The sequence below is a fragment of the Psychrobium sp. MM17-31 genome (assembly GCF_022347785.1).
In the GTDB taxonomy this organism is placed as follows: Bacteria; Pseudomonadota; Gammaproteobacteria; order Enterobacterales; family Psychrobiaceae; genus Psychrobium.
The window spans coordinates 793920-807203 of record NZ_JAKRGA010000001.1; the positions used below are offsets into that span (position 1 = coordinate 793920).

Annotated in this window: 10 protein-coding genes and 1 other RNA gene; 5 read left to right on the forward strand and 6 right to left on the reverse strand. The window is 42.6% G+C overall.

The genetic code is table 11. The features are described from left to right. Positions 1–329: 329 nt before the first annotated feature. Positions 330–1199 carry a helix-turn-helix domain-containing protein gene (locus MHM98_RS03465; RefSeq protein ID WP_239437847.1) on the forward strand — a complete coding sequence of 290 codons (870 nt, stop codon included), beginning with the start codon at positions 330–332 and terminating at the stop codon, positions 1197–1199. Next, positions 1199–2695, forward strand: coding sequence for a serine hydrolase (locus MHM98_RS03470; protein ID WP_239437848.1), 1497 nt, complete (start codon positions 1199–1201; stop codon positions 2693–2695). The genes MHM98_RS03465 and MHM98_RS03470 overlap by 1 nt, the downstream gene beginning before the upstream one ends. Positions 2696–2762: 67 nt before the next feature. On the opposite strand, the gene MHM98_RS03475 is transcribed toward MHM98_RS03470, so the two are convergent. The 4 genes from MHM98_RS03475 to MHM98_RS03490 are packed head-to-tail and all read right to left on the reverse strand — an operon-like array spanning position 2763 to position 7166. Beyond that, positions 2763–4028, reverse strand: a complete 1266-nt coding sequence (locus MHM98_RS03475; RefSeq protein ID WP_239437849.1) for an FAD-dependent monooxygenase — start codon at positions 4026–4028, stop codon at positions 2763–2765. Positions 4029–4047: 19 nt separating this feature from the next. Beyond that, complete coding sequence (ubiH, locus tag MHM98_RS03480) at positions 4048–5274, reverse strand: 2-octaprenyl-6-methoxyphenyl hydroxylase (RefSeq protein ID WP_239437850.1); 1227 nt, start codon at positions 5272–5274, stop codon at positions 4048–4050. Between the two features lie 18 nt (positions 5275–5292). Then, the gene (gene pepP, locus MHM98_RS03485; protein WP_239437851.1) at positions 5293–6591 is read right to left on the reverse strand and encodes a Xaa-Pro aminopeptidase; all 1299 of its coding nucleotides are present in this window, start codon (positions 6589–6591) and stop codon (positions 5293–5295) included. Next, positions 6591–7166: a UPF0149 family protein gene (locus MHM98_RS03490; RefSeq protein WP_239437852.1), complete on the reverse strand. Its 576-nt coding sequence runs from the start codon at positions 7164–7166 to the stop codon at positions 6591–6593. Before MHM98_RS03490 ends, pepP begins: the two co-directional genes overlap by 1 nt. Before the next feature lie 176 nt (positions 7167–7342). Between MHM98_RS03490 and ssrS the strand changes: the two genes are divergently transcribed. Continuing rightward, positions 7343–7522, forward strand: a non-coding RNA gene (ssrS, locus tag MHM98_RS03495) — 6S RNA. A gap of 450 nt (positions 7523–7972) precedes the next feature. Here ssrS and MHM98_RS03500 read toward each other — a convergent pair. Together MHM98_RS03500 and MHM98_RS03505 are read right to left on the reverse strand one after the other, a co-directional pair. Further along, positions 7973–8764: a transporter substrate-binding domain-containing protein gene (locus tag MHM98_RS03500; protein WP_239437853.1), complete on the reverse strand. Its 792-nt coding sequence runs from the start codon at positions 8762–8764 to the stop codon at positions 7973–7975. After that, on the reverse strand, positions 8764–9525 hold the full coding sequence (locus MHM98_RS03505; RefSeq protein ID WP_239437854.1) for a transporter substrate-binding domain-containing protein: 762 nt from the start codon (positions 9523–9525) through the stop codon (positions 8764–8766). Before MHM98_RS03505 ends, MHM98_RS03500 begins: the two co-directional genes overlap by 1 nt. A 362-nt stretch (positions 9526–9887) precedes the next feature. Here MHM98_RS03505 and MHM98_RS03510 point away from each other — a divergent pair, with 362 nt between their 5' ends. Both MHM98_RS03510 and MHM98_RS03515 read left to right on the forward strand, forming a co-directional pair. Further along, complete coding sequence (locus MHM98_RS03510; protein ID WP_239437855.1) at positions 9888–11348, forward strand: tetratricopeptide repeat protein; 1461 nt, start codon at positions 9888–9890, stop codon at positions 11346–11348. A gap of 225 nt (positions 11349–11573) precedes the next feature. After that, on the forward strand, positions 11574–13283 hold the full coding sequence (locus tag MHM98_RS03515) for a glycoside hydrolase family 43 protein (protein ID WP_239437856.1): 1710 nt from the start codon (positions 11574–11576) through the stop codon (positions 13281–13283). Position 13284: the final 1 nt, after the last annotated feature.

The following is a 13284-nucleotide window of genomic DNA, read 5'->3' on the forward strand; positions in this document are numbered from 1 at the left end:
CGCCCCTTTTTTGGGGGTATCAAAAATTTTGTTGCGCGATTATAGCTTTTTTGTGAGGAAGGTTACAAAAAAAATTTCCAATTTTTCACATTTAGAAACACAAGGAAACTTTTCTCTAAATTAGGGAATTTAAAAATCAGCTCAAAAGTCACTGATATATAGTGCTATTAGGGATTTTTTTGCTTTTTTGTGTCATCGAAAATAAATAAAAGTTTCTCAGTTATTAGAAACACCAATCCACAAGATCACAGGTTGTTACATTTATATTTTGTACATTTTGCATTCCACCAAATATAGTAGCAGTACAAACTACTAATAAAATAAATTCCATGTCATCACATACTCAAATTTGCGATCAATTAGCTCAAATGGGGTTTACCTCATTAGAAGCTGAGATTTATCTAGCGCTACTTACTAAAGGTAAACAAACGGGTTACGCCATCGCCAAACACCTGAAAAAGCCAACGGCCAATGTCTATAAGGCCATCGATAGCCTAACCAGCAAGGGCGCGGTGGAGTTTACGACCGATAATAAAAAGAGTTTCTTCGCCTGCGATTGGAAGCTACTGCTAGAGCGTAAACAGCAGCAGTTTAATGAAACACTATCCAGCCTTGAGCAAAATCTAAGTCAGCTCGACAATACCATTGAGGACGATGAGCAGGTTTATCAGATTGCTCAGGTGGATTTGGTGATCGAACACAGCAATGCCTTAATAAATAATGCTCAGCATTTACTGATGGTTGAAGCTGAGCCAGATGCCGTTGCTCTATTGCAACCTGCGCTTGAGCAGGCGGCGCAGCGTGGTGTTGAAGTTTGGATAAAGGTTTATGAACCAACAACTATCGCTGGGGTGAATGTAATAGTGCGTGATAACGGCGATCAAATCTATCGCAGCACCAATGACGTTTCTTTTAAATTGGCCGCAGATGGAAAATCGATGTTGATGGCGGATCTCACCGCCGATTGCCAAGGCGTGATTCAAGCATTTCGCTCCAGCAGCGCATTGATGGCAATGAGTATATACAGCGCGTTACTTTATGAAATCACCCTTACCGAGCTGAAAAAATCTATTCCTGCAGGTGATATTAAAGCGGCACAGCAACTGCTTGATCGCAGCGCTCACCTGCATCCATTTTCAAGTCGCAATAGCGCATTCGAACACTATCAAGACAAATACCAAGACAAGAGGACTGACTAATGAATTTAGTTAACAAGCTCACCACCTTGTGCGGCGCCGTATGCCTATCAATGTCGGCAATGGCAACGGACTTTTCAAACATTGAGAAAATCATTAACGACACCAAAACTGCGGCTAATTTTCCATCAGGCACAGCTATTGCTGTGGTTAAAGATGACAAAATTATCTACGAGGGTTATTTCGGCTATGCAGATATCGCCAACAAAACGCCGATAACCAAAGACACCAGCTTTTATATTGCCTCGACCACTAAGCCTTACTTTGCATTGGCGATGTTACTAAAAGAGCACCGTGGTGAATTATCACAGGACACTAGCCTTGATAAGTTATTTCCTAAGATGAAGTTTAGCGACTTCGACGCATCTAAAGTGACGGTGAAGCATTTGCTTGGTCACACTATGGGAATCGATAATGTGCCATTAGTCATGGCGACTGCCTATACCGGCAATCACGATGCTGCTAAGCGTAATCAATTGGTGGCTAACAGCTACCCTAACAAAGAAGCACCATTAGATACCTTTGATTACTCGAATGTTGGCTACAACATTTTGAGTGTGTGGTTTGACAATACCCACCAGCAACCTTGGCAACAAATGGTTAATCAAAGTGTGCTATCACCATTGCAAGCACGCCATAGTTCGACTGTTATTAGCGATGCTAACAAAACAGGCTGGTCGCTTGCGCTACCCTATTCAATCTATAGCAAAACCGATAACCCCTTATATCTGCAAAAGCGCGACAACACCATGCATTCTGCTGGCGGCATGATTAGCTCGGCACGAGATATGGCTAACTTTGTTAAGGTGCAACTCAATAACGGTAAGCTAAATGGCCAACAGGTCTTCCCAGCATCTGTAATTGAAAAATCACAACAGAACATTGCCAAAGCGAATATGAGCCGCGGAGATTACAACAGAACTGGCTATGCTTGGGGCTGGTTTACGGGGCCCTATTTAGATGAGTCTCTCTATCATCATTTTGGCGGCTATGCTGGCACGCACTCTCACCTATCTTTTATGCCTGAGCACAACATTGGTGTGGTCATCCTAAACAACGATGACATGCTTGGTTCTAGACTTACCGCTGTGGTTGCCAAAACAATCTACGCCACACTGTTAAACAAGCCTGATGCATTAGCGCAAGCCAATAGCGAAGCGGAAAAACTGCAACAAAAGATAACTCAGCTGCCAAAAATGATCGCCCAAATGGAGCAAAAACTCGCAGCACGAAAATGGCAATTATCCTTACCTAGAGCGTCTTATACCGGCACTTTTAATCATCCTGATTACGGCGATTTAGTGGTAACGACTAAAGCTGATGATAAATTTGAAGTGACATTAGGACAAATACACGCTATTGCAACGCCTTATAAAAACAAGGATTCACTGCGGGTAGAGCTGATCCCTAATCGCGGCGAGCCAATAACCTTTACCGTAGAAAATAACAAAGCCGATAGTTTGAAATATAACGGCACGGTGTTTAAGCGAGTTCGTTAGATAGTTAAAAAATAAAATGGCCGCTAAGCGGCCATTTTATTGTTCACATTCCGTCAAACTATTTAGATTAACTATCTGCCTTAGAAAGAACAGATTTAGACAACTGCGGTAAATTCCCCGTCAGTCCCATCGCGTGTTTGATAAAGACTTCTTTGGCTGGAGTAATTTTATCAACCGCCACCAAACCGATATCTCGCACCAACTTCTTGAGTGGATTATCACCAGCAAATAACTGCTTAAAGCCTTCCATACCAGCAATCATCTGCATGGCATCACTTTTACGCCAGCGTTCAAAGTGGCGCAGGTTTTTATAGGCGCCAATATCTTTGCCTGCTGCGTGATTCGCCAGTAACTCTTGAGCTAGTGCTGCTGCATCTAAAAAGCCTAGGTTTACGCCAAGACCAGCTAACGGATGAATGGTATGGGCAGCGTCGCCAATTAATGCGATACGCTCTTTGGCAAAGCTTTGCGCATAACGCATGGTTAGCGGGAATACACCGCGCGCCGATTTAACCTGACAATAACCGAGACGATTATCAAAGGCGGCAGTGAGGCGGCGGTTAAACTCAATCTCATCACAAGCTTGCAATTCTTGTGCGTCATCTGGCAGCTGTGACCATACAATCGAGCATAAATTTGGTTCATTAAGGGGTAAAAATGCCAAGATGCTATCAGGCGAAAATATCTGGCGCGCCGTATTGTCGTGTGGCATATCGGTTTCAATAGTTGCGACTAGTGCGTGATGGCTATAATCCCAACTAGTTAAGCCGATTTCTGCTTGTTTACGTAGCCAAGAGTTTGCACCATCTGCGCCCACTATCAGCTTGCTGGTTAGCTGCTGCGTTAGGTGTTTTGTATCGTCGTTTGCGCCAACCAAAGTTAGCCATGTTTCACGCTCGCCCATGGCAATGCTTTGACAATGATAAGGATGAAACAGCGTAATATTGTCGGCTTTTTCTGCCGCTAACCACAGCGCTTGTTGAATAATTGAGTTTTCAACAATGGCCCCTAAGGATGCTTGCTCATTCGATTTTAAACTGGCTGCGTCAAAGGCGATTTTACCAAAACTGTCTTTTTCCCATACGCTCATTTTGCTGTATGGTTGATGACGATTTTGCGCGATGTAATCCCAGGCACCGATATTAGTGAGTAAGTTCTTACTTGCGGCAGACAATGCACTAACACGTATTTCATGTTCTTGCGCTATGGTCATCGACGGCGTTTTACCTTCAATCACAGCTACCTTGAGTTCACTATCAGCTAGTGCATTAGCCAAGGCTAAGCCCACCATGCCACCGCCAATTATAGTTACATCAAACGATTGAATATTCATGACTAAAACGACCTTATTGTTAACTGTTCGCCGAACTTGGCACTAGTGGATTAAGTTGATGACGCCAACCAAGCATTTGCTCAGCCACGGGCTTTTTAAGTGGCGATAATGAATCTGTTAGATGCAGCGCGACATTTCGCCCAATCACCAACGGCCAATGATTGTTGGAAAATAGTGAGACTAAACTACTGGTGGCATTGATGGTTTGCGCTTGATCATCAACTCGCGCTTTTTGATAGCTATTAAGCACATTAAAAGCACCAATATCTTGGCCGTTATTAACCGCAAGAGTTAGTTTGTCAATGAGCGCTGCGACATCGCGTAATCCGAGATTAAAGCCTTGACCGGCAATTGGATGTAGCGCCTGCGCCGCATTGCCCACCAGCGCCGTACGATGGTGAATATGGGCATTGGCAACATTTTGTATGAGCGGATAACTAAAACGTTTCCCCGTTTTTACTAAGGTGCCTAATCTAAAGCCAAAGGCTTGTTGCAATTGGAATAGGAAGTCTTGTTCATCAAGCGCCATCACATCGGCGACATCTTCGCTTGCCATTGACCATACTACAGAGCTACGCCCTTGTGACATCGGTAAAAATGCCAAAGGCCCATTTTCGGTAAAACGCTCAAAAGCTTCACCGTGATGCTTGGCGCTGGTTTCTACATTGGCAATAATCGCCGATTGACCAAAATCGGTAAGGGTTTTATCGATATTTAACAGTTGGCGCACTTTGGAGAATGCACCATCGGCGGCAACCATTAATTTAGCGCTCAGCGCTTGGCCATCAGCAAGGGTGACTTCGACGCTATCTTGATGCTGTTTAAGCGTTTCAATCGAGTTTGGGCGAAACCAAGTGACTTTGTCATCGTTGCCCAATTTATTCATTAATAAACGACCGCTATCTGCCAATTCAACCACATAACCAAGATGCGGCAAGTTATATTCTTGCGGTAATAAGGTTGTAAAACCACAGTGTTTGCGATCGGTAACCGATATTTTTTCAATTGGCGTCACTAAGTTGCGGTAGTCTTGCCACAGGTTGAGCTGCTCTAAGATTTGCTTTGAACCATAGGAGAGTGCAATCACACGCGCATCAAAACCAGCGTGATTATGGTCATCTTGCGAGGCCTCAATAATAGCAATATTAAGCGCGCGCTCAGGGCCTAAAATGGTGTTTAGTCCCCACGCCAAGGTCGCGCCAGCCATGCCGCCGCCATTGATAATGAGATCGAATGTTTTACTCACGCCCTTTCCTTATGCCAACTAGCTAGAAGCCATTAACGCTTCAATTTCATCGACAGTTTTCACTACGTCTTTGGTTAATACTTCGTTGCCGTCTTTAGTGATCAAAATATCATCTTCGATACGTACACCGATATTGTGCCATTTAGCATTAATTTCTGGCTTCGCCGCAAAATACAAACCCGGTTCAACCGTTAATGTCATGCCCGGCTCTAACACACGCGTTCTACCTTTGCCGCCGTAATCACCAACATCGTGCACATCAAGGCCGAGCCAATGACTCAAACCGTGCATGTAAAAGGCGCGATGTGCGTCTTCTTCGATAAGCTTTTTAACATCGCCGTTTAAAATACCAAGCTCCATCAAGCCTTTGATCATGATTTCAATCGCCACATCATTGGCCATCTTAATGGTGTTGCCCGGCACCAGTAATTTAATCGCTTCAATTTGTGCCTTAAGCACTAGCTCATAAATCGCTTTTTGCTCAAGCGTAAACTTGCCGTTGACTGGAAAAGTACGGGTGATATCTGCTGCATAGCCGTGCAATTCACAGCCCGCATCAATCAGCACTAATTCGTTGTCATTAAGCACTGATTCGTTTTCGGTGTAATGCAAAATACAGGCGTTTTCACCGCCGCCAACAATGGTGTTATAGGCGGCAAAGCGCGCGCCGTTCATGGCAAAGTGATGGAGAATTTCAGCTTCTAATTGATACTCAAACATGCCCGCTTTACATTGCTGCATTGCACGGGTGTGGGCTGCACTTGAAATTTTGGCGGCTTCACGCATCACCTCAAGCTCTTGCGGCTGTTTAACCAGACGCATTTCATCGCTAATTACTCGTAAATCAGATAAGTTTTGCGGTGCCTGATACTCTGGATTCGCTTTTAACGAGTCCAGTAAATCGTCAATAAAGCTATCATTATCATCAAAGAAGTCGTGATAAATGGTGTCACAACCTGCTACAAGTTCAGGCAGCTTTTCAGACAACTCTTCAACAGATAGCGCCTGGTCGATATCAAATTGCTCTAATGCAGCTGCTTGGCCTAAGCGTCTGCCGTGCCAGATTTCTTGTAGCTCGTCTTTCTCGCGATTAAACAACACGGATTGCAATTGTTCATCGCGCTTAACCATCACTAACACGGCTTCAGGCTCGGTAAAACCAGTAAAGTAATAAAAGGTGCTATCTTGGCGAAAGTGGTATTCAGTGTCGTTGCTGCGCGTTTTTTCTTGCGCCGAAAACACAATAGCCGCGCTATTATTGGCAAGTTGTTGCGCCAGCGCTTGGCGGCGCTGGGTAAAAAACGATTGCTTAAGCATTAGTGTAAATTCTTCTTATCGTCTGCTGGGGCAGGCTTTTGGCCAAGCTCAGAGAAACACAACATCGCACTAACACGCACGTATTCAGCAATTTCTTCAAAGGCGCGTTGCGACTCTTCATCATCTTCAACATCGGTATCTAGCTGGCTAATTTGTCCTAAGTCACCCAATGCTTCGGTTACATCTTTACTAAGCTTTTTCTTGCTTTCATTGCCGATAGCAAAACCAGCCATAAAACTTTCCGCCCATTGTGTAAGTGACACAGCTACCGCACTTAACGGCTGATTATCATCATTGAGCAGTAGCTTTAATTGATAGTCGCCACCAATAAATTGGTTAACAGCATCATCAAACAGCTCTTTGAGTAATTTTTTAAGCTCCGGTGGCAATGCCAAGCCGTCGTTCATTAAGTCGTTAAAGGCACCAGACCACGAATTATCTTCAACGTTAATACCGCCACAAATCAAGCCACAAATAATGCCGTGACATTCACTTGGTGTAGCGCCAAGTTCACTAGCCGTTAAAACACTTGAAAGTTGCTGCCACGATACGTTTTGATTTGAATTTTGGCTCATGTTGCCACCTACTTTAAGAACGAATTGGCCTCATTCTATCAGCACTGTAAAAGACATAAAAAGGAAAATAATAAATTCGCCCACAAAACCGACAGTTAGATCAATTTAGGGCGTAGTTGAGCAAGAAAAGGACAAATAGCCATTAACAACAACGCATTGCTGGCATATACTGATTTCAATTCCTGGGGTGTTCGTCAGTGTTCAGAGTTCCCGAGCCAATATACACACCAAGGGAGTTAATTCCTTCGCTATTGCGTAAGCCCGGCATGTACCGGGAAACCTACGGTGATAATTACCTCCCGCCTTGAACCGTCTGGTTCGAGGGCCAACGTTCACAACGGCACTTTGGGAAGTTTAATCTTTTCTAAATTATCCAGATAATTACCTCCCGACTTTCGCCTCAAAGAATACCGTCTAATTCAACAACCAAAATTCACGACAGCATCTTGGGAAGTTTAATCTTTTCTAAATTATCCAGATAATTACCTCCCGACTTACACCTTAAGAATACCGTCTGGTTCGAGGGCCATCGAATGCAGCGACACTTTGGGAAGTTTAATCTTTTCTAAATTATCCAGATAATTACCTCCCGATTTTCGTGCAGATAAAAACGCTAGATACAAGGCAAACGCCGAGTGAAGAAAGGCGTGTAGCAGCGCTACATAACTGACTGAGCGAGAAGTTTAACGCCGTAACTAGTGAATTTTAGCAAACGAAGCCTTAAAGAATACCGTCTGGTTCGACGGCCAATGTCCACAACGGACTTTCTCAGAAACAAAAAGTGGGAAGTTTAATCTTTTCTAAAGCTACTTTATCAATGCGTGACTCGGTGCGAATTTTTTAACTAATTTTTCCTGACTGCCATTTTCTTTTAAAACTTTAATCGCGCTATTTACTTTATTGACGATTTCTAAACCGCGATCGGCAGTCGTTGCACTCACCATAGCGACAGATTTGTGAAATGAAAGATGAGGAACTAGCACGATGTCTTTCACTAAAGGGTCGTTAATCGATTTTAAATAATCCACTTCTGCAGAGTGTAAAATCACGCCATCAATGTGCTTCTGATTCAAATTTCGCAACAATCCTTTGGCATTTTTTTGCGTCATTACTTTGCCATCGGCTCCCGGAGATACGCGAAGTTTTTCCATCTCAGGTGTTCTGATATCGTGAAAATTAAACCCAAATCGGAATCCTGCTCTAACAACCTCTGTCAGCGATTTTAGTTCTCCAACACTTGGATTTGATTTTAAGCGGTAAAAGCCCATGGGATCTTTTCGATAAACATCGGTTAAAACGTAAACTCCTAAATCAGCACCGCTTGGAACAGTACCAAGTAGCAAATCGAGCTTACCGTCAGCGAGTTCCTTAATCTGACGCATCCATGGTATATATCTGAAATTAACTTCACAGCCGAGTTCTTTACCAATTAGCTTAACGTATTCAATATCGAATCCTGTAGGTTGGCCAGAACGCTTCTTGTATTGATAGCTTGGCCTTTCCATCCAACCAACTTTAAGCTCACACTTTTCAGTTGATTCAGCGTTGGCACTTGATGCGATTGAAAAAAATAAAGCAATACCTAATAAAAATTTCATTATTCCCCGCCTTTGATATTGATTACCTGATGACTGGGTACATATTTTTGAATTAACTTTTGTGGTATCTGTTTTTCATTTAACGCAGCGATACCTTGATTAACAGTGTGTATGTAATCAGCGCCTAACGAAGAGTCTCGTCCAAGAATGAGATGCGCTGGTCGAGTAAAAGACAACTGTGGAATAAGCACAAGATCTTTGACGAAGGGATCCTTTTTTTGCCTCATGTAGTCAACTTCCGCGGCGTGAAGCATAATCGCGCCAAGCATTTTTCGCTTAAAATTTCTAAGTAATGCTTTGGTGGATTCAACAGGAAAAATTCTTGCTTTATATCTCGGTTTTTTTATAAGATTTAAGACCTCTGGACTATGAGTATCATGTGCGATTGTGCCCAGCATAAAACCGTCGTCTAACAGCTGAGTAATAGATTTATTCTCGATCTTATGCACATCACTTTTATGGACATAGAATCCAATTGGGTCTTGCCGATATTCCGAGCTTACTCTGATTAATTCAGGCGTTTCACCACTAGGTAATGCTCCCAACAAAAAATCAAGTCGACCAGCTACCATCTCTTTGTCTTGTCTAAACCATGGCATTTTCTTGAAAACGATTGAGCAATTCAGTTCTTTGGCTAAGGCCTTCATGTAGGCGATATCAAAGCCATCAGGTTTCCCGTTTCTTTTAGCGTATTGATAGCTAGGACGTTCCATCCACCCTGCTGATATTGCACATTTTTCTTGCGCCTGAGCCTCAGCCATAAAAGCAGACCAACTTAAGACAATTGCACCAACACTGATTTGTAATAACTTGATAATCGTCTCCTAGCATCCTTTGCGAAAATTCACTTTAGTATTAAAGCGAATATAAAATCAACACTTTTGACGCAAGTTAGACCAAGGGAGAATACGGCATTATTTCCATACTTAATTGGCAAGCATCACAAGTTGTTTTTTGCCAATTTGAAGGACAACTCACAGTATGTGAAAAGTAGCTAAACTGAGTGTTTAACATCGAAATTACGGAATTTAAAAAAACGAAAATCATGCTAAAGAAAACACATTGCCAACGAGTTAATATCCTCTAAAATAGCCAATCGCATTTATCCAACATAACTGGCTCAATGAAATATCAATTAGGACAATTTGAATTAGACACAACTGCACGCACGATAAATAATGGTGAGCAAGCGCAAACGATTCGTCCTAAGACACTAGAATGCCTGCTTTATTTAGCACAGCGCCCCGATGAAATTATTAGTAAACAACAATTACTCGACGATTTATGGTCAGATGTTACTGTCGATGAGGGCGTAATTTTTCAATCGATTACAGAAATCAGAAAACTGTTTGGTGATTCTAAAATCATTTTGAATTATCCCAAACGAGGTTATCAATTTACCCAACCGCTAACTCAAGTAAGCAGTAATAAGCCTGTCATCAATGCTAAAACTAAGCTAATAACCATTAGCTGTGTATTGGTATTGATTGCGCTATTGCTAACATGGCCACTCATACAGCCACAACAAATCTCAACTCCAGTGGCAAAACAACAGGTTGTAATATTGCCAGTTACCAGTCACGTCAACTATACCGACAATTCTTGGGCTGGGACTAACGGCAGGCAGACAATTATCAACAACCTTGCTCCTAATGTCGTTAATAGCGTTAACCTATTTGATACAAAAAAGCTCGCTAATCAATTGCGCCCCTCCAACACTAGCGCCCAACAAAACGCTCAAGTAAATATTGATGCTATTCGCCAGCACTCACAAGCCACGCTAGTGGTTGAAACTCAGGTCTATGGCGGCGTTAATAATTACAGCCTGATTTACAAATTGCACGGTGAAAACAGCACTCAACACGGTGCTATTTTCGACATTACAACTGATGGTGTCTTCGCGCAGTTAGCCGATAAAATTCATCAATGGACCGAGCAATATCCACATCAAAACACAACTACGGCGCAAGATGATTTCAATAATCAATTGCTATCGAAGGCGATAGTCAATTATGAATCTGATTGGCAAAGCTCCATTAGCTTTTTCGAAACCTATCTAACGTTAAATCCCGACTCTGTTAACGCCCGTATTCAACTGAGTCGTCTTTATCTATGGCAACAGCGAGTAGAAGATGCAATCGCAACCATTAACTTGGCAAAAACCAAAGATATTAGACAGCTAGCTCTTATTGCTCTTGTTCAAGGCCAAATAAGTAACCAACAGCAAAACTGGATCGCAGCGGTAGAGCATTTCAACAATGCGCTAGCTCAACTGGATAATTTTCCCGATTGGTCGCTAAAGGCGGATATCTTGCAACACCAAGCCACTAGCTATAGCAAACTCAACCAATATGAAAATGCCTTAAAAGTGCTCGAACAAGCACTCACCCTCCATCAAGTCGCCAATGCTGCTATTGGTATTAATTCAGTTCGATTACAACAAGCGCGTACCCATTATCAACTAGGGAATTATAAGCAAGCAAAGGCGACGCTAAATATTGCTCAACAAGCGATTAACGAGCAAAAACTCGACTTTTTACGCACTTCTCTACAGCAGACACAAGACTTTATTCGAGAAAAATAAATCCATTAATATCAATAGATTGAGAAAATTTAAGAACAATTAAACAACTTTAAATACCCTTTAGTTCTCAATAGCGGCATCTTTGTATTCACCATGGAAATATTATTGGATTGTTACATTATGCAGCATCAAATTATTCACGCTTTATACAGCAGCTTTCTTTACAGAAGCTCTCTTTTCAAAAGGAGTCAGCAGCTTAATAAAGTAGTTAAAGCCCTGTTATTAATGGCAGTAACTTTGACTGCGACAACGCAAGTCAGTGCCTTTGATTCACAACAGGCAAAGACGACCGACGCGGTCAGTCATTTTACCAATCCCATTTTACCCGGTGGCTATCCTGATCCATCTATTTGCCGTGACGGTGAAGATTTTTATATCGTAAATTCTACCTTTGAATATTTTCCAGCGCTGCCGATTCATCACAGTAAAGATCTCGTTAATTGGCAACTTATCGGTCATGGCTTACATCGACCAGAGCAAGCATCAGGTGCGGTTAATTTAGTTGATGTGCAATCAGATGGTGGTATTCACGCGCCGACTATTCGCTGTCATCAAGGCAAGTTTTACATCATTACTACCAATGTTTATCAAGCTCCAAACAGCCAGCAAACTGATTTTGTTAATTTCATCATTACTGCCGACAATCCTGCAGGTCCTTGGTCACAGCCTGTTGTCATTAAAGACGCTCCGGGTATCGATCCTGATATCTTTTTCGATGAGGATGGTCGTGTATGGTACTTAGGTACACACAGTCCTGAAAAGCCTAATTTTCCCGGCGAAGGAGAGATATACTTACAAGAGCTAGACCCTAACACTTGGCAATTTAAAGGGCCGCGTCACTTATTATGGCGTGGCGCCTGTGGTGGCGTATGGGCAGAAGGCCCGCATCTTTATAAAAAAGATGGTAAATATTATTTATTAGTTGCAGAAGGCGGCACCAGCTTTAATCACGCCGTTGTAGTTGCCGCGAGCGATAAAATAACTGGTCCTTATCAATCTAATGCCCGCAATCCAATATTTACAACGCGTCATTTGTCATACAACAACTGGGTTCACAGCACTGGCCATGCCGATATGGTTGAGCTTGCCGATGGACGCTGGTACATGGTGATGTTGGGGAAACGCGGTGATATCGGTCGCGAATCTAATATGGGCCGAGAAACTCACTTAGTCCATATGACTTGGGAACGCGAGCCTTTTTGGTGGCAACAAGAAAAAACACTATGGCCAGTAGTCGCGCCAGAAACAGGTCGAGTCTTGCGTCAAACACCAGTGCCCTTTGCAGGTACTAAACAGTACCGAAAGCTATCATTTATCGATAATTTTGATCGTGAACAATTAAATTTAGCGTGGAATTTCCGCCGCGTGCCACACGCCAATACCTATTCGCTAACAGCGAAACCGGGACACTTACGATTATTTACTCACAAAAATACTATCGGTAAACGCGCTCGTGCCAGCTTGATGGGTGTGCGACAAACCGCAAGCGATTTTAACTACCGTGCGAAAATGCAATTTAACCCCAAGAGCAAACGTAGCGAAGCTGGAGTAATGCTATTTCAAAAGGACAACAACTACATCAGTTTCACGTTACAGGCGACTAAAAATGGCGTTGAGGTCAAAGCCGTTCATTCAGCAGTCGGTGATAATGAATCTATAGTATTAGCGGTAAATACACTAGGTAAACAAGAGATTAAGCGAGAAGTTAATAGCATCATGTTTAACATTGAATCGCGAGATGACAAATACTTTCTATCTTATTCAATTAACGATGATGGTGTATTTACAACGCATGCTACTACGCCTGCCAATGGCGTGATTAGCCGTAAATATACAGGAGCCTACCTCGGCTTATACGCCACAAGTAATGGTCAGGTGAATAACGATTTTGCCGATTTTGACTGGGTGAATTATCAAGGATTTGAGAGACATTAAC